The sequence below is a fragment of the Salmonella sp. SA15303 genome (assembly GCF_029962125.1).
GTDB lineage: Bacteria > Pseudomonadota > Gammaproteobacteria > Enterobacterales > Enterobacteriaceae > Salmonella > Salmonella enterica.
On record NZ_CP123924.1, the window covers coordinates 4259350 to 4276287 of the forward strand.

Here is a 16938-nt window from a genome sequence, read left to right on the forward strand (position 1 = left end):
TTCAGCCTCCTGTCTGGGTCAGCCGCGGCCCATGGAGGCAAGGAACGTGTTAAAGGTCGGCTGAAAAATGACGCGTTATAATACTGGCGCCTGCGGGCAAACTCAAGGTGATTGTACAATTATTTATCGTGCCGAACGTAACGCCTGTCCCGTCACATTTTGCTGCTGAGATATTAACTTCATATCGCATGCCACTATAAACGGCCTGTTGCGGCAGAGAAATTGACACTGTGGTCAGCGCACTTTTTTGCCACACAGGATTTCTTAAACATGGCGGCATACATCAATGGGTTGTTAATCAGGTAAAAAGCGACAATGCGATAATTTTTTGAACAACAGCATCAGAAAAGGTCGCCATCTCTGCGGCGGGTTATGGTTAAAATTAAACCAGAAGCGATTCACTAAAGGGGGATATCGCCAACCAGACCGCGCTGCTGAGGAGGTACTCTATGCGAGCCCGGATAATGTTATTTCTGGCTGCGCTTTTGCCTGGCATAACGGCAACGGCAGCCGTCGAGTTAAATAATCATCAGGCCAGAAATATGGATGATGTGCGCAGCTTAGGCGTAATCTACATCAACCATAACTTCGCCACGGAAAGTGAAGCCAATCTGGCGCTGAATGAAGAGGCCGACGTGCGAAACGCAATGTATTATCACGTCATACTTATCCGGGAACCGGGTAGCAACGGCAATATACACGCCAGCGCGAATATTTATCGCTAGCATCAGGAAAACCAACGAAAAAGCCATAGTTGATTTGCCCCCTGAGCAGGGGGCTTTTTTCGCGGAAAGATGGCTCCGGAATTAGACCTGTGACATCCCGATAATATTCACATTCCGGAGCTCATACTTCACTTCTGCCCGTAATACGCATTCGGGCCATGCTTACGCATGAAGTGTTTATTCATCAGATAATCGTCGATGGGATTCAGCGCCGGGTTAATACCGCGCGCAATCCACGCCATTCGCGCCACTTCCTCCATGACGACCGCGTTATGTACCGCATCGTGCGCATCTTTCCCCCAGGCGAACGGCCCGTGTTGATACACGACAATACCTGGCGTATGCAGCGGTTCCACCTCGCCCAGCGTTTCGATGATCACCTTGCCGGTGTTCAGCTCGTACTCGCCCTGCACTTCTTCTTCGCTTAACGCTCTGGTACAAGGAATATCGCCAAAGAAATAGTCCGCGTGCGTGGTGCCGAGCGCTGGAATAGCCATCCCCGCCTGCGCCCATGCCGTGGCGTGGGTGGAGTGGGTATGAACGACGCCGCCAAGCGACGGATAGCGTTGATACAGCGCCAGATGGGTAGCGGTATCGGAAGAAGGACGATAACGTCCCTCCACCACTTTGCCATCCATATCCACCACCACCATGTCATCTACCTTCATGGTTTCATAGGCGACACCGCTTGGCTTAATCACCACCAGCCCGCGTTCGCGATCGATAGCGCTGACGTTGCCCCAGGTAAAGGTCACCAGCCCATAACGGGGCAAATCCATGTTAGCGTCAAATACCTGCTGCTTGAGCTTTTGCATTAGGCTGCCTCCACCAGACCGGCGCTGGCCATGCGCGCTTTCACCCAGTCACGCGCTTTCGCTACCTCTGCCGCCGGGTTCTCTGCTGTTTCGCTCCACATCTCAATCAGATAGGGCCCGCAATAGCCACTCTGTTTGAGCGTTTCGAAGCAGCGTTCGAAATCGACAACGCCTTCGCCAAACGGCACATTTTTGAACACGCCGGGTTTAGTATCTTTGACGTGTACCGCGACGATATGCCCGATTCCCGCCTGTAGCTCCATCTGTACGTCGTTATCCCAGGCAGACAGATTGCCGATATCTGGATAGAGCTGGAACCACGGGTTATTGAGGTAGTGAGCATAGCCCAGCGCTTTACTGATGGAATTCATCAGCGGGTAGTCCATGATCTCCATCGCCAGTGTCACCTGGGCGCGGCTGGCCATATCAACGCTCTCTTTTAACCCATCGCGGAAGCGGCAACGCGTTTCGTCGTTGGCCTGCTGATAGTAAACGTCGTACCCCGCCAGTTGAATGACGCGAATCCCGACGTCCTGCGCAAACTGAATCGCTTTACGCATAATCTCCAGCCCCTGCGCCCGTATCGCGTCATCTTCGCTACCGAGCGGAAAACGACGATGCGCGCTCAGACACATGGACGGCACACGCACGCCGGTTTCAGCAACCGCGCTCACCAGCGCCAGGCGCTGCTCGCGACTCCAGTCGAGCCGCGCCAGTCGGGCGTCGGTCTCGTCCACCGACATTTCAACGAAGTCAAAACCCAGCGTTTTCGCCAGCCGCAGGCGCTCCAGCCAGCACTCCCCGGCAGGGAGCGCTTTTTCATAGATGCCGAGCGGAATTTGTTTCGACAGCATAGCCGCTCCTTAGCCCCACAGTTGGGCAATGGAGCGTTTGAACTGCCGTGCGGCTTCTACCGGCGATTCGGCATCGCGAATGCTGCGCCCCGCGATAAAGACATGGATCGGAATGCCTTTGAACAGCGGCAGGTCTTCCAGCGCCAGTCCGCCGGTCACGGTCACTTTAAAGCCCATATCGGACAGCCGCTTAATCGCGGTAATATCCGCCTCGCCCCACGCCACGCCTGCCGCCTGCGCGTCACGGCTGCGGTGATAAACCACTTGCTGAATACCCGCATCACGCCACTGCTGCGCCTGTTCCCAGGTCCAGTAACCGGTCAGTTCGATCTGCACGTCGCCGTTGAACTCTTTCGCCACATCCAGCGCGCCTTTTGCGGTGTTGATATCCGCACAGCAAATCACGGTCACCCAGTCCGCGTTGGCTTCGAAACACATACGGGAGAGGATTTTACCGGCATCGGCAATTTTGGCGTCCGCCAGCACGATTTTGTGCGGGTAAAGCGCTTTCAGGTCGCGAACCGCACGCACGCCTTCGCCCACGCACAGAATGGTGCCCACTTCGATAATGTCGACTTCTTCGGCAATCAGGCGAGTGGTTTCATAGGCGCTATCCATAGTCTGGTTGTCCAGCGCGACCTGCAACATTGGTAATGACATTTTCAATTCCTTCTTAAGCTGCCGCGTTGGTGCGGTCAATGAGATCCAGGACTTCCTGCGCGGTACGGCAGGCGCGTAAACGGTCAAAATTAGCTTCGTCTTCAAACAGGTTGACGATCTGCATGATGCCCACTTCCTGGTGAGTGTTGGCATCAACCGCCGCCATGGTGATCAGAATATCGACCGGGTCGTTATCTTCGTGGTTGAACTCCAGCGGCTTTTTCAGGGTCACCAGCGAAAAACCGGTTTTCTTCACCCCTTCTTCCGGGCGGCCATGCGGCATCGCCAGGCCGGGGGCAATCACAAAATAGGGGCCAAACTGCTCAACGCCATCCAGAATCGCCTGGTAATAGCGCGGCTCTACCACGTCTGCAGCCACCAGTAAATCGACGCCGATCTTGACGGCTTCCTGCCAGGTATTCGCTTCAGCCTGCAGGCGGATAGAATTATTCTCCGCCAGTGAATCACGTAATTTCATGTTGCATCCTTACTTCACGTCTTGCGGGAAATGTTCTTTGATCACTTCCAGCAGTTTCGGGCCAAAATCCGCAGGCGACAGCATGTTGCGCACGCCAACCACATATTTGTTGCCGGTCACGCTGATTTCGCCTGCAATATGGGTAGAAGCGATGATGATATCCGCGCCGCTCAACTCGCTTTTGTACTCGCCAACCGCGCAGCTGTTTACCGTGTGGTCAATGTTTGATTGGGTTAAAAACTGGTCCACTTTCATTTTCATGATCATGGAACTGCCCTGTCCGTTGCCACACACAGCCAGAATACGTACGGTCATAATCAAAACTCCTTATTAAGCAGACTGTTCTGCCAGTTGTTTTTCTGCATCTTCTTCTGCGCGCAGTGCGCGGCCAGCGAAGAACATATAAGCCAGTGCAATTACAATGATGACGGCCATAAAGGCGATACCGAGGGAGAAGAAGCCCTGCATCATCGGCGGTGCCAGAATCGACCAGTCCGCCATACCCATCCAGGCACTCATACCGGTGAGTTTCACCGCCCAGACGCAACCAAAGATTTCAATCATCCCCATCACCAGACAAATTTTCAGCGCCGCACGCCAGCCGCCGAAGTGGTTAGCGAACACGCCGATAGTGGCGTTAGAGAAGAACATCGGGATAAAGCCAGGAATAATCAGGATCGAGGAGCCGCAGGCAACCAGGATGCCAACCGCAATCAGCTGGCCGATGGTGCCCCACATAAAGCCCCAGACCACCGCGTTAGGCGCGAAGCTATAAATAGCGGCGCAGTCAATCGCCAGTACTGCGCCCGGAATCAGACGCTGGGAGATACCGTTAAAGGCCTCAGAGAGCTCGGCGACAAACATACGCACGCCTTGGGTGATGATGAAGATCGCCACCGCAAAGGAGAAACCGGTTTGCAGGATATAGATTGTCCAGTGGGTTTTACCCGCCATCGCCTGTACGGTATCGATACCAAAAGAGAGCAGAATGGCACCAAAGAAGATGGTCATTACAATCGCCGTGGAGACGATGTTGTCATGGAAAATGTTCAGCCAGCCCGGCAGTTTGAGGTCTTCAACGCTTTCCTCTTTTTTGCCCAGGAACGGCGCGACTTTATAGGCAATCCAGGAAGCAAACTGCTGCTGGTGACCAATGGAGAAACCGCAGCCGTCCGTCACTTCCTGAGTCGGCTTGTACATCATGTTGGAGGTAATACCCCAGTACAGGGAAACCAGTATCGCCGTGCAGATAATGGTGGTCCACATGGAATAGCCGAAGATATAGAAAGAGACCGCAATCAGCCCCGCCTGCTGGAACATGATGTGCCCGGTCAACATGATGGTGCGAATACCGGTAATGCGTCGCAACAAGACGTAACAAATATTCAGCGCCAGCGCGAGCAACACCGCGTAGCCTACCCAACTATACGCATCACCCATCCGTTCGATCGTTGCCATCATCGAAGCATAGGTATCGGAAATCGCGCCGTTGATGCCGTAGACCTCAGACATTTTCGCCACCACCGGTTTAAAGGTGCTGGTCAGAATGCCGGACCCGGCCTGTAGCAGCATGAAGCCAATGATGGTTTTGATCGTCCCTTTGATGATCACGCTGACGCTTTTGCGCAGCAGGATATAGCCCAGGCAGGTCACAATACCCAGTAATAGCGGGGCATTGGTCATTACCTGATTAAAGAAAATGGTAAAGATGTTGTAGAGGATCTCCATAACGATCTCCGGTAGACGAGGTTGCTGAGTCACAGGCGCTCAGGATAAAGTCCCTTCACTTTAATTTTCAAAAGTAATCACAACAAGATTAAATTTGATTAACTGTGACGTAGCGCGCAAATAATTAGCACACTTAATACATGGTTTACTTATAGGTAACTCATTTTTTCATTAAAATAAGTAAAATCATAAAGATGCAAACATTCACATGACGCCAGACAAGATTAAATCTTCTCCTGACTGCGTTCTCTCCTTCCAAAAAGTCAAAAAATAGCCCATTGCCTTCTTGAGAAAATAGTGTCAGGATTAATCAAAACAAATCACGTTTTGAACCATTTTGAACAAACATGAAGGTAAATGCGATGAGTAAAGTACAAAGCATCACGCGTGAATCATGGATTCTGAGCACGTTTCCGGAGTGGGGAAGCTGGCTGAACGAAGAGATTGAACAAGAGCAGGTCGCGCCGGGTACGTTCGCTATGTGGTGGCTGGGCTGTACCGGGATCTGGCTAAAATCTGAAGGCGGCACTAACGTATGCGTCGATTTCTGGTGCGGTACCGGTAAACAGAGCCACGGTAATCCGTTGATGAAAACCGGCCACCAGATGCAGCGTATGGCTGGCGTCAAAAAATTACAGCCTAACCTGCGCACCACGCCGTTTGTTCTCGATCCTTTCGCTATCCGTCAGATTGACGCCGTCCTGGCGACCCACGACCATAACGATCACATTGACGTCAATGTCGCGGCTGCCGTAATGCAGAATTGCGCCGATGATGTTCCGTTTATCGGCCCGCAGACCTGCGTGGATTTATGGGTTGGCTGGGGCGTGCCGAAAGAACGCTGCATCGTGGTAAAACCGGGCGATGTCGTGAAAGTGAAAGATATTGAAATTCATGCGCTTGATGCCTTTGACCGCACCGCATTAATCACCCTGCCCGCCGATCAGAAAGCCGCTGGCGTACTGCCGGACGGCATGGATGTACGCGCGGTTAACTATCTGTTTAAAACGCCGGGCGGCAATCTCTATCACAGCGGCGATTCTCACTATTCCAACTACTACGCGAAACACGGCAACGAACATCAAATTGATGTCGCGCTCGGTTCTTACGGTGAAAACCCGCGCGGTATTACGGACAAAATGACCAGCGCGGATATTTTACGCATGGCGGAATCGCTGAATACCAAAGTGGTGATCCCGTTCCATCACGATATCTGGTCGAACTTCCAGGCCGATCCGCAAGAGATCCGCGTGCTATGGGAAATGAAGAAAGATCGCCTGAAGTATGGTTTTAAACCGTTTATCTGGCAGGTTGGCGGCAAGTTTACCTGGCCGCTGGATAAAGACAATTTCGAATACCACTATCCGCGTGGGTTTGACGATTGCTTTACCATTGAACCCGATCTACCGTTCAAATCCTTCCTGTGAGTCGATATCATGCCGGGATTACCCGGCATTTTTTCCATTTACTTTAGTATTTCCAGGCTATTTCAAATATCATCTTTTCAAATCAATTTGTATCGGAATAGCTCATGACTGAAGCACAAAGACATCAAATACTGCTGGATATGCTGGCACAGTTGGGCTTTGTTACCGTCGAAAACGTGATTGAGCGTCTGGGGATCTCCCCGGCGACAGCGCGCCGCGACATCAACAAGCTCGACGAAAGCGGGAAACTTAAAAAAGTGCGCAACGGCGCAGAGGCCATTACCCAACAGCGGCCCCGCTGGACGCCGATGAATCTGCACCAGGCGCAAAACCACGATGAAAAAGTACGCATCGCGAAAGCGGCGTCGCAGCTGGTAAACCCGGGTGAAAGCGTAGTGATTAACTGCGGCTCCACCGCTTTCCTGCTGGGGCGTGAAATGTGCGGGAAGCCGGTACAGATCATTACCAACTATCTGCCGCTGGCGAATTATCTGATCGATCAAGAGCATGACAGCGTGATTATCATGGGTGGTCAGTATAATAAAAGCCAGTCGATTACCCTGAGCCCGCAGGGAAGTGAAAACAGTCTCTATGCTGGCCACTGGATGTTTACCAGCGGAAAGGGCTTAACCGCAGATGGCCTGTACAAGACCGATATGCTAACCGCCATGGCGGAACAAAAAATGCTCAGCGTCGTCGGGAAACTGGTCGCGCTGGTCGATAGCAGTAAAATTGGCGAGCGCGCGGGGATGCTGTTCAGCCGCGCCGATCAGATCGCTATGCTGATTACCGGCAAAAATGCCAATCCGCAGGTTTTGCAACAGCTTGAAGCCCAGGGTGTAAGCATACTCCGCGTTTAAAGATGCTGTCGGAAAAACGCTACCGTCGCCGACAACGCTTCTGGCGTAATGCGATGCCGCACGCCTGCGGCCCATAAACAGGTCACATGCTTATCCAGCTTCGCCGCGGCGAGTGCCTGCTGGAGCCGGAAGGTTTCGATAGCAGGCACCACGTCATCCTCCTGACCATGCCACAACAGAAGCGGCCTGTCGGCCAGTCGCTCTAACTGGTGTGTGACTTCCCATTCACGTAGCGGCGCGATGATATTGTCGAATTCCGCCTGCTGTGCCGGGTTCTGCGGGGATAACGGCGGGAAAAGCGTCCGGGCGAGCCCGGTAAAATAGCCCGACCCCATTAAACTGGCCCCGCATTTTACCTCTCGGTGACGCGTCATAATGCCCAGCGCCGTCATACCGCCCATGGATGCGCCGCCCACCGCCAACCGCCCGTCAAGTAGCCAGTTTTCCGCCTGAATCGCCGCACGTAACGTCGTAAATTCCTGCATGTTTTGGTGCAGAATCTGCCAGAATCGGTGTATTCGTCCCTGTGAGTCGCCGCCGAAGCGAGCGCCATGCTCCGGCGCATCCGGCATGACTACCCGGAATCCTGCCTGTGCCAGGGCAACGGCAAAATAACTATAAACCAGGCTGGAGGAGGTGAAGCCATGATAGAACACCACACAGGGAAGCGGCACGGCGCGTTTCCCTTCCGGGAAGGCATGTAGTACGACGCCTCCGGCTAATTGTCGTGTTTCAATCGCTATCATTATTCTCTCCTTTTTATCCGGTATGCCACGGAGAAATACTTAACGCAAGTTTATGGATAGCGCAATAATTCATAATGTTTGAGAACTGGGTTACGCTTTCGCAACGTTTTCATTCGAAAATCGCGTGACAGGTAACACTTCGGGAACATTCCCCCTAAAGGGAAATCAATAAGGCATTACACTATGATTATCAGGAAACGAGATAGAGTTATGCGTCGGTTTGCTTCATTGATAGCAGCGCTGTTATTAAGCGCGTGTAGCGTGCTGCAGGGTACGCCGCAACCTGCGCCGCCTGTCGCCGATCACCCGCAGGAAATCCGTCGCGATCAAACGCAAGGACTACAGCGGATGGGGACCGTAAGCGCGCTGGTTCGGGGCTCCCCGGATGATGCAATAGATGAAATCAGAGCGAAAGCCGTCGCTGCGAAAGCCGATTATTACGTTATCTTAATGGTTGATGAAACGGTTGTAACCGGCCAGTGGTATTCACAAGCCATTTTGTATCGTCAATAACAGTAGATTGATTTTTAGTCAGTTTTACATTGCTTTGCGCCCTTATGCGTTTACCTGTGCACAATAAACAAACAGGTTTACCGTGATGGAGCGTCCTGTTAAATGCGGGGTATGTAATAAGGAGCTGACGATGAAACAAGAACTTGCCTTATCCTCACTGCTGCTTTCTGCCGGACTGGTGAGTACGACGGCACAGTCTGCCGAATTCGCCAGTGCTGACTGCGTAACGGGTCTGAATGAAATCGGCCTGATCTCGGTCAGTAATGTTGCAGGAAACCCACAGGATGTAGAGCGGATTATCGCCCTGAAAGCCGATGAACAGGGTGCGTCCTGGTACAGAATTATTCAAATGTATGAAGAACAACAGTCGGATAACTGGCGCGTACAGGCGATACTCTATGCCTGATGCCGCGTGGCTCGCGCCGGATGGCATGTACTACAGGTCAAACGTTACCGCAGTCCCCCGGTCGCCCTTAACAGTAAATCATTTTGCACCTGGGCAGGCAGCGGCATTTCGCCGCGTGTATCCAGCATCATCTGACACCACGCTTGCGCCAGCGGCGGCGAGGCATGACGCAGCATTTCCGCTCCGCACCCCAGCAAGAAAAGCTGCTGCGTAATCTCTCTGCCCATTGCTTCGTCCGGTTTGCGTAAACGTTGCTGTAGCTGACGTACCGCGCGGTCGTAATGGCGATCCTGACCTTTGACTTCCGCAAAAGCTTCACTCAATACGTCATAGACGCCGTGTTGTTTTGTCAGCACCCGCAGTACATCCAGACACATGATATTGCCGGAACCTTCCCAGATACTGTTCACCGGCATTTCACGGTACAGGCGCGGGAGTTCGCTCTCTTCGCAATACCCCATCCCGCCGAGAACCTCCATCGCCTCAGCCACAAAAGGGATTCCCAGCTTACAGATGGCGAATTTCGCCGCTGGCGTGAATAATCGCGCCCATAATGCCTCTTTCGCCTCGCGACGTTGCTCCCAGGCGCGCGCCAGCCGAAACAAAAGCGCCGTCTGCCCCTCCAGGCATAGCGCCATACGACTTAAGGTTTGTCGCATCAACGGTTGATCGATCAGCGGCTTACCAAAAGCCTGACGCTGATGAGCATGGTAAATGGCGACTGAAAATGCGCGCCGCATTAAGCCATGACTCCCGAGCGCGCAGTCAAGACGCGTCATACCGCCCATCTTTAAGATATGCCGAATCCCTTCGCCCTCTTCTCCCAGCCGCCAGCCGATAGCATCCTGAAACTCGACTTCGGCGCTGGCATTAGATCGATTACCGAGTTTATCTTTCAGGCGTTCAAGACGAACAGAGTTCCGTTGCCCATCTGGCAGGAAACGCGGCACAAAGAAACAGGATAGTCCTCCTTTTGCCTGCGCCAACACGAGGTGCGCATCACTTTGCGGCACAGAGAAAAACCATTTATGTCCCACCAGCCGATATGAATCATCCGCCAGCCGCTCCGCGTGGGTCGTATTACTGAGTACGTCCGATCCGCCCTGCTTTTCCGTCATTCCCATGCCGATGAGCAGACCCCGCTTTTGCCCGCCCGGCAGCAAATGCGAATCGTAGCGATCGCTGCGCAGCGGCGCCAGCCAGTCATGGAAAGTGGCGGGAAGCATCTGCAATAGCAACGGTGTCGCGGCAAAGGTCATCGTGACAGGACAGAGTGTTCCCGCTTCTACCTGAGCATGTAATACAAAACGCGCCGCCCGGGCGACAAAACTTCCCGCCCTTGCCTCCTCCTCCCAGGCCAGGTTATGTACCCGATTAGCGCAAAGCCCCTGCATCAACAGGTGCCAGGCGGGATGAAAGCGAACGTCATCCAAACGCTGTCCCTGGGGATCGTAACGCAGCAACTCAGGAGGATGCGCGTTCGCCAGACGCCCCAGTTCCAGTGATTCTGCCGTTCCCAGTTGTTGGCCAATGCTGGCGAGAAGATCGCTATCCCATCCCGCGCCTTCCCGGGAAACCGCTTCACACAGCGCGCCATCAGACAGGAATAAGTTACTGTTATTGAGCGGAGCAGGTTGATTAAAGACGGTATGTGTTTGCCAGGACATGGTGTCTCCCTCCTTCAATGGCGCTGAAGTCAAGTATGGTCATGACTGCGCCATTGACGCCGGAGCAAGATCACAAAAGTATGATTAACCGGCAATATAATGTGGGACGAAACGGGAAGTGTCTTTGGTAATTAGCGTATTGTCCTCGCGAATCCCCATCCCGGAGGCTTCATCGTCAATGATCCAACTGCCAATCAGCGTATAGCTATCGCCAAAGCGCGGCAAAGGCTGAAACGCCTGGTAAATCATCGGCTCGTCAGCGTAGTCGCCGTCGGCATGATCGATAACATTTTGCCGCTCGTCGAAAATCGTGACGTTGCCGCCTTCACGTGAATAAATCGGCTTCCGTACGCTGCTTTCGCCTGGCGCTGCGAGCGATTTTTCGCCCTCAAACCAGGCCGGCAGAAGATTCGGATGGCCAGGGAAAAAGCGCCACAATAACGGCAACAGCCCTTTGTTACTCAGAATACTTTTCCACAATGGCTCAATCCATTGCTCACGACGTTTTCGCAACAGCGGGCCGTTGTCATCGCGCATCATCCATTCCAGCGGGTAGAGCTTAAAGGCGCGGCGAATCACGTTATCGTCCAGATCGGTCAGCACGCCGCCTACGCCAAGCCCCAGTTCTTCAATATAGATAAATCGCGTTTCCTGCCCCGCCTGCTGCGCGCAATCCTGAAGGTACAGCACCGTCGTGCGATCTTCGTCGGTATCTTCACAACAGCAAAAGTAGAGCGGTTCCCGACTGTACAGCTCGCTGAAGCGGGCGATCAGCCGCTCCTGTATCGCGTTGTATTGATCGGCATCACGCGGGATGGCGCCGCTACGACGGGCATCCTCCAGCCATAGCCATTGAAAGTAGGAGGACTCATAGAGCGACGTCGGCGTATCCGCATTGTATTCCAGCAATTTAACCGGATCTTTGCCGCACCAGACGAAATCCATCCGCCCGTAAAGCGAAGGATCGCGGCTGCGCCAACTTTCGGCGATGACATCCCAGTACAATGGCGGGATCGCCAGCTGCTGCATGCTCTGCTCATCCCGGACGGCCCGCTCGACAATCTCCAGACACATCTGATGAAGCTCTGCGGTCGGTTTTTCGATCTGTTCTTCAATTTGCCGTAATGTAAAACGGTAGGCCCGGCTTTCATCCCAGTAAATTTCGTTATCGATAACATGAAAGTCAAAACCGTGATCGCAGGCGATCTTATCCAGATCCCGACGTATCGGTACGTTGTGTCGTAGCATGGTTAGCCTCCCCAGTGCCCGCGGGCGCTGGAAGAACGGCCATAGCCGCCGCGGGAGACGGTGGACGCTTTCCGTGTGATATAACCAGGGCTGGTCGCGGTATCGCTTTTCCCTGTGCCGCTGCGCCACGCATAGTCGCCGGATGTGGTGCGCCAGACGGGACGGGAGACATAAGATGAACCGCCGCTGCTATAGATGTATTGTTCATCACGGTTCTGACGAATCGCGCGGCTGAGTAAAAAGCCGCTTAATACCGGAACCCAGCTCCGCTCGGTAATATCAAAGTAGCAATCGCCAAACTGCGTCTGACAGCGCTCCTGCGTCAATTGCTTAGGCACATTAGCGTAAAATTCTGTTTTCGCATTATTCCAGCCGTCAGCGCAAACGCTGGCGCTATTGCCATCGTCAATACAGTCGTTCACCGTGGCGTAAAACGTCCCATCGCCGTCGTTGTCACTATTGCCGCCATCACCGCACCCTTTCAGGAGAAAAAAGGCCGCTCCACCCATAATCGCCAGCGTCAGGCATTTTGGCGTGTAGCGATTTCGTTGCCGCTCAAAGGGATTGACCGGTTCGGCTATTCGTCTTATTGCCGAATGGCCTACGCCGGATGTGCTTCTGGATTTTCGTTTTTTTGCCATGATCTTCCGTTACCATGTCATACAGGCAGCGTTAAAAATACCGCCAGCCAGCGCTGCGGTTCCCATAAATAGCCCCGCCGCCACGTTGTGATGAATAATTTTTTCGCTCAGCGTAGGCATGTATAACCTTACGCAACCATAAATCAGCAGTTGAATCACCAGCGCAATGCCGCCCCAGGCAAAATAGTCCGGGATACTGACCGAGTTTATCGCCGCGCTGGATAAGGGGATGACATAGCCCAGCAACGTACCGCTAAAGGCCAGCGATGCCGCAGTATTGTTATTTTTTATCAACTGCCATTCATTATGCGGCGTTATCTTTGAGTAAATAAAAAGAAATACAATGACCATTGCCGCGCCAATAAAAAAATAGGCGCAGAAAGCCAGTAATGCGTCCAGTATATGCATAATTTCCCTGTATGTGCTTAACCAATAACCGTCAGTGAAGTGAGCGGGATATCCACGCCGAGGGCGCGTGAAAACACCCATTCAGGCTCACCGCGCTCATTAAATGATTCTTCCCCGTTCAATAGAAGATACTCCCAGGCGTCATCCGTCACCTGGCGCTGGAAGCCCATCGTAAAATTGTGAACGTCCCATTTCTCTGCCTGCTGATTTTCAACCTTTTCCAGCATGTAGACAGGTTCAATATTGCCCGGCTCTTCATGGTTAAAAAAGCGCTGCCAGCGCCGTTCTTGCCAGTTGAGCGTCATCGGCCCTATTGCCGCTGGCGCAATGGCTGAACGCCAGTGACGTTCCTCGTTAATACCGAAACTTTCCTCATATACAAAAAGTTTGATGTCATCAATGTCGTCAACATCCGTGCCGCCAGTGGTGTTAATTTGTAGAAACTCATCGCCAGAGGTGTAGTAGCGAAAAATCTGACTGCCGCCGCCTAAATCTATGCGACTCGCTGCCGCGACAGTGTATTTTTCACCCGGTAGCGCCACCAGCAACGACGACTCCAGTAGCCGAAATGCCAGCGTATCCAGCGTGAAACCGGCGTTAAGATGTAATCCTAATGGTCCGCGAATCGGCGCTGGCGCGCTTGTTTTACCGAGCAAACGCTGAAAAAATTGCATCATAGGGGAACCTCTATCTCTTGCCATGCGACCTCTTCAGCCAGAATGCGATTATTACCGACCAGATGTAGCCACATACCGCCTCTGACTTCAGTTGAAATCACCGGATTCAATTCCATACCACGACCATTCTTGCAGTGACTGATCCCCAGCACCGTCGCGTCATGATGAAGCTTCATATAACGCATTAGCGCGCCGTATCGCATAGGCGCGACAGAAGCCGGGACAGGCAGCGCGAATCCGGTATCGCCCAGCATCGGATTCATAATGGAAGCGACAGATTGCGATGATCCTGGGTCCTGAATGGAACGGGAAAGTTGTTCAGCGGAAAGGTTACGGACTATCTCCATGCGCGGGCAGTGGGTTTCCAGTAATCCGGCATAACGCTCGTCTTCCAGATAAACCACAATATGGCACTGCGCGGGTACATAGTCTGCCAGCGAGAGCGCCGCCGTGAAGGTCTGCTCATCGGTACGAGCGAAAATAATCACGCTCTGGCACTGCTCCAGCCCCATGCGCTGGTGTTCCTGCGGATCGTTAAAGTTGCTGATGCGGATAAAATCCACCCAGTTATTACCCGGCAGCGGATGCTGAATATCTTCCAGTTCGCACAGCAGAACCCGTTCAAAGGCACGCCGCTTGTCATATAGCAGCAATGAGATCATCTTTTCGGTTTGATGACCCCGCCAGCCAATCACCAGCATATGATGGTGTAAATGGCGATAATCGCCCATGCCCGTTATTCCTTTCGCTAACATTCCCTGTACCTGCGCAATCACTTTTCCCATTAACGCGCCGAACAACCCGACGCTAACCGGAATTTGCCACAGCGCGGTGAACAGACGTCCTGGCGCCGTCTGCGGGCTAAGATCGCCAAAACCTAATGTGGAACCCACCACCGAGCAGTAATAGATAAAATCGCTTAACTGGCTCACCAACGCGCTTTCGCGCAACAGGCGCAGCACCAGATAACAAAGCAGATACTGCCCGATAAACAGGCCCAGCAAAGCGGGCCAGGTCAGTCTGGACAAATGACGCTGGCAGGTTTTGACAATCCACGTAAAGAGCATTATTCGCCTTGTTGACGCTGTAAACGCGCCAACACACCCTGAGCATTGCTTTTATTGGTTGCGCCAATACCGGCCTGCGCCAGTTTTTCATCCAGGTCGCGTCCATCGGCGACTTTTTCCAGCTGCGCGGCGGCATCCAGCCGGGCCTGGCGTTCAGCCTGACGCGTTTGTAAACGTTTAAGCGACTCCGCCGCCGTAGACACATTCGACGCGGCTCCGACGGTCGAGGTCGTCACCGCCTGCTGCGCGCGCTGCATGGCTTCTGTCGCCTTAACCACTTCAAGTTGCTGCTCAAACTGCGCAATCCGCTGGCCTGTCGCCGTTACGGCCTTCTCCACCGCATCGCGAGAGGCTTCCAGATTAGTCAGCACCTGTTCTTCGGCAAGAATGGCATTTTCCAGACGGGCTATTTCTTCCGCCACTTCGTTGAGTAAAGCGGCGTCGACATTCTTACTCATTGCCGCCAACGCCCGTGTTTCAAGGCTGGCTTTACGCTCACGTAAATCATTCAGCTTGTCATGGCTTAGCTTCACCCGCGCCAATAAATCCACTCTGGATTTACCCGCTTTATCCAGCTCGGCTTTTGCGTCGCGAATATGCTGCTCCAGCATACGTACACCCTGTGCTTCATCAATGGCTTCCTCTGCCTGAGCAACGAATGATTTACCTAACGTGAACAAACTTTTTAAAATTCCCATGTAAGCCGCCTGTATTATTCCTGTGAATAGACTTGTGTTATTTCAGCGATATCCAACGCATTTTCTACAAGCGTGGTGATTTCCAGCATCACGTCGGCAAGCGACGAATTTAACGACAGCGCGCCAAAAGCGACATAATATTCCTCCTGTTTTACCTGGGTAATACCGACCGAAGACAGCGGTAAAACCTTCTGATTTCTCAGCAAGAAAAGATTAAATTCCGCGGTATCTCTAATCGTATTTACCGGACAGATATAAGTCTCGATAACTATTTGTTGCGAGGTAAATAAAACCGCCAGTGGTAAATCGCCATAATCATTCATTTTTATTATTAATGAAGATTCATTATTTTCTATATCAATATCTAATTCGGCGATGTTGTTTAATGCATCCGCCAGCGTCCGTGGAGTCCATGCCATATTTTTATCTCTATCTCATTTTTATAAATAAAAGAAATTACAGGGTAGGTTTTGTTTTTTATATTACCAGTCAAAGATAAAAAAAAACCATCCGATTATGGATGGTTTTTTCTTAAAAAATACTATCAGCATCAGGTGCGCTGGCGAACGGCTTCAAACAGACAAATCCCGGTCGCCACAGAGACATTCAGCGACGACACGCTACCGGCCATAGGAATGCTGATCAGCTCATCGCAGTGCTCACGGGTCAGACGACGCATACCTTCACCTTCTGCGCCCATGACCAGCGCCATGCGGCCAGGCATTTTGCTCTGATACAGCGTATGGTCAGCCTCGCCCGCCGTTCCGACAATCCAGATATTCTCTTCCTGCAACATGCGCATCGTGCGCGCCAGGTTGGTGACGCGGATCAACGGCACGCTTTCCGCTGCGCCGCAGGCGACTTTCTTCGCCGTCGCGTTAAGTTGCGCGGAGCGGTCTTTCGGCACGATTACCGCATGTACGCCTGCAGCATCGGCGCTGCGCAGACAGGCGCCAAGATTATGCGGATCGGTGACGCCATCGAGGATCAACAAAAAAGGGCGATCGTGTAATGCGATCAGATCCGGCAGATCGTTTTCCTGATACTGCCGGCCTGGTTTCACGCGAGCGATAATACCCTGATGCACGGCACCGTCGCTTTTCTCGTCGAGATATTGGCGGTTTGCCAGCTGGATAACCACGCCCTGGGACTCAAGGGCGTGGATCAGCGGCAACAGACGTTTATCTTCACGGCCTTTTAAAATAAAGACTTCCTGAAAACGTTCAGGGGCGCGCTCCAGCAGGGCCTGCACTGCGTGGATGCCGTAAATCATTTCGCTCATTAATGTACTCGTTGTTTACGTTTTGCCGGGGGCGCTAC

The 16938-nt window shown here is 52.7% G+C and carries 22 protein-coding genes; 5 read left to right on the forward strand and 17 right to left on the reverse strand.

The annotated features are described in order from the left end of the window. Positions 1-49 precede the first annotated feature (49 nt). Positions 50-256: a hypothetical protein gene (locus QEN31_RS20885; protein WP_001541376.1), complete on the reverse strand. Its 207-nt coding sequence runs from the start codon at positions 254-256 to the stop codon at positions 50-52. Between the two features lie 193 nt (positions 257-449). On the opposite strand from QEN31_RS20885, the gene yjfY reads away from it, so the two are divergent. Then, the gene (gene yjfY, locus QEN31_RS20890) at positions 450-725 is read left to right on the forward strand and encodes a DUF1471 family protein YjfY (protein WP_001521305.1); all 276 of its coding nucleotides are present in this window, start codon (positions 450-452) and stop codon (positions 723-725) included. A gap of 128 nt (positions 726-853) precedes the next feature. Here the strand turns inward: yjfY and QEN31_RS20895 are convergent, their stop codons facing one another. From QEN31_RS20895 to ulaA, 6 genes are read right to left on the reverse strand one after another with little or no spacing between them, the layout of a single operon-like run. Continuing rightward, on the reverse strand, positions 854-1540 hold the full coding sequence (locus QEN31_RS20895; RefSeq protein WP_001170771.1) for an L-ribulose-5-phosphate 4-epimerase: 687 nt from the start codon (positions 1538-1540) through the stop codon (positions 854-856). After that, positions 1540-2394, reverse strand: coding sequence for an L-ribulose-5-phosphate 3-epimerase UlaE (gene ulaE / locus QEN31_RS20900; protein WP_000949525.1), 855 nt, complete (start codon positions 2392-2394; stop codon positions 1540-1542). The genes QEN31_RS20895 and ulaE overlap by 1 nt, the downstream gene beginning before the upstream one ends. Positions 2395-2403: 9 nt before the next feature. After that, entirely contained in the window at positions 2404-3054 is a 651-nt protein-coding gene (gene ulaD / locus QEN31_RS20905; RefSeq protein WP_000056761.1) for a 3-keto-L-gulonate-6-phosphate decarboxylase UlaD, read from the reverse strand. A 13-nt stretch (positions 3055-3067) separates the two neighbouring features. Continuing rightward, positions 3068-3532: a PTS ascorbate transporter subunit IIA gene (gene ulaC, locus QEN31_RS20910; RefSeq protein WP_000776531.1), complete on the reverse strand. Its 465-nt coding sequence runs from the start codon at positions 3530-3532 to the stop codon at positions 3068-3070. Positions 3533-3541: 9 nt separating this feature from the next. Next, on the reverse strand, positions 3542-3847 hold the full coding sequence (ulaB, locus tag QEN31_RS20915) for a PTS ascorbate transporter subunit IIB (protein ID WP_000218358.1): 306 nt from the start codon (positions 3845-3847) through the stop codon (positions 3542-3544). A gap of 15 nt (positions 3848-3862) precedes the next feature. Then, on the reverse strand, positions 3863-5260 hold the full coding sequence (gene ulaA / locus QEN31_RS20920) for a PTS ascorbate transporter subunit IIC (protein ID WP_000404873.1): 1398 nt from the start codon (positions 5258-5260) through the stop codon (positions 3863-3865). 362 nt (positions 5261-5622) lie between these two features. On the opposite strand from ulaA, the gene ulaG reads away from it, so the two are divergent. Together ulaG and ulaR are read left to right on the forward strand one after the other, a co-directional pair. Further along, positions 5623-6687, forward strand: a complete 1065-nt coding sequence (ulaG, locus tag QEN31_RS20925; protein ID WP_000049161.1) for an L-ascorbate 6-phosphate lactonase — start codon at positions 5623-5625, stop codon at positions 6685-6687. 104 nt (positions 6688-6791) lie between these two features. Further along, complete coding sequence (gene ulaR, locus QEN31_RS20930; RefSeq protein WP_000133618.1) at positions 6792-7547, forward strand: HTH-type transcriptional regulator UlaR; 756 nt, start codon at positions 6792-6794, stop codon at positions 7545-7547. Here ulaR and yjfP read toward each other — a convergent pair. Beyond that, positions 7544-8293 carry an esterase gene (gene yjfP / locus QEN31_RS20935; RefSeq protein WP_000560303.1) on the reverse strand — a complete coding sequence of 250 codons (750 nt, stop codon included), beginning with the start codon at positions 8291-8293 and terminating at the stop codon, positions 7544-7546. The genes ulaR and yjfP overlap by 4 nt on opposite strands. 183 nt (positions 8294-8476) lie before the next feature. Here yjfP and bsmA point away from each other — a divergent pair, with 183 nt between their 5' ends. Together bsmA and yjfN are read left to right on the forward strand one after the other, a co-directional pair. Continuing rightward, the gene (gene bsmA / locus QEN31_RS20940) at positions 8477-8806 is read left to right on the forward strand and encodes a biofilm peroxide resistance protein BsmA (protein WP_000586836.1); all 330 of its coding nucleotides are present in this window, start codon (positions 8477-8479) and stop codon (positions 8804-8806) included. Between the two features lie 130 nt (positions 8807-8936). Then, on the forward strand, positions 8937-9212 hold the full coding sequence (gene yjfN / locus QEN31_RS20945; protein WP_001518964.1) for a DUF1471 family protease activator YjfN: 276 nt from the start codon (positions 8937-8939) through the stop codon (positions 9210-9212). A 44-nt stretch (positions 9213-9256) separates the two neighbouring features. Here yjfN and QEN31_RS20950 read toward each other — a convergent pair whose 3' ends face one another. The 9 genes from QEN31_RS20950 to rlmB form a co-directional block, all read right to left on the reverse strand. Next, positions 9257-10879 carry an isovaleryl-CoA dehydrogenase gene (locus QEN31_RS20950; protein WP_000118960.1) on the reverse strand — a complete coding sequence of 541 codons (1623 nt, stop codon included), beginning with the start codon at positions 10877-10879 and terminating at the stop codon, positions 9257-9259. Between the two features lie 84 nt (positions 10880-10963). After that, positions 10964-12127, reverse strand: a complete 1164-nt coding sequence (locus QEN31_RS20955) for a glutathionylspermidine synthase family protein (RefSeq protein ID WP_000943932.1) — start codon at positions 12125-12127, stop codon at positions 10964-10966. 2 nt (positions 12128-12129) lie between these two features. Further along, positions 12130-12768 carry a DUF1190 domain-containing protein gene (locus tag QEN31_RS20960; RefSeq protein ID WP_001085592.1) on the reverse strand — a complete coding sequence of 213 codons (639 nt, stop codon included), beginning with the start codon at positions 12766-12768 and terminating at the stop codon, positions 12130-12132. Between the two features lie 9 nt (positions 12769-12777). Next, on the reverse strand, positions 12778-13176 hold the full coding sequence (locus tag QEN31_RS20965; RefSeq protein ID WP_000547737.1) for a DUF350 domain-containing protein: 399 nt from the start codon (positions 13174-13176) through the stop codon (positions 12778-12780). Positions 13177-13193: 17 nt separating this feature from the next. Continuing rightward, complete coding sequence (locus tag QEN31_RS20970) at positions 13194-13877, reverse strand: YjfK family protein (protein ID WP_000090290.1); 684 nt, start codon at positions 13875-13877, stop codon at positions 13194-13196. Then, the gene (locus QEN31_RS20975) at positions 13850-14920 is read right to left on the reverse strand and encodes a potassium channel family protein (RefSeq protein ID WP_000899675.1); all 1071 of its coding nucleotides are present in this window, start codon (positions 14918-14920) and stop codon (positions 13850-13852) included. Before QEN31_RS20975 ends, QEN31_RS20970 begins: the two co-directional genes overlap by 28 nt. Further along, positions 14920-15618, reverse strand: a complete 699-nt coding sequence (locus QEN31_RS20980; RefSeq protein ID WP_000511982.1) for a PspA/IM30 family protein — start codon at positions 15616-15618, stop codon at positions 14920-14922. The genes QEN31_RS20975 and QEN31_RS20980 overlap by 1 nt, the downstream gene beginning before the upstream one ends. Before the next feature lie 14 nt (positions 15619-15632). Then, positions 15633-16037 (reverse strand): YjfI family protein, encoded by a 405-nt coding sequence (locus QEN31_RS20985; RefSeq protein ID WP_000312604.1) that lies wholly within the window; start codon positions 16035-16037, stop codon positions 15633-15635. A gap of 131 nt (positions 16038-16168) precedes the next feature. Next, positions 16169-16900, reverse strand: a complete 732-nt coding sequence (gene rlmB, locus QEN31_RS20990) for a 23S rRNA (guanosine(2251)-2'-O)-methyltransferase RlmB (protein ID WP_001293274.1) — start codon at positions 16898-16900, stop codon at positions 16169-16171. Positions 16901-16938: the final 38 nt, after the last annotated feature.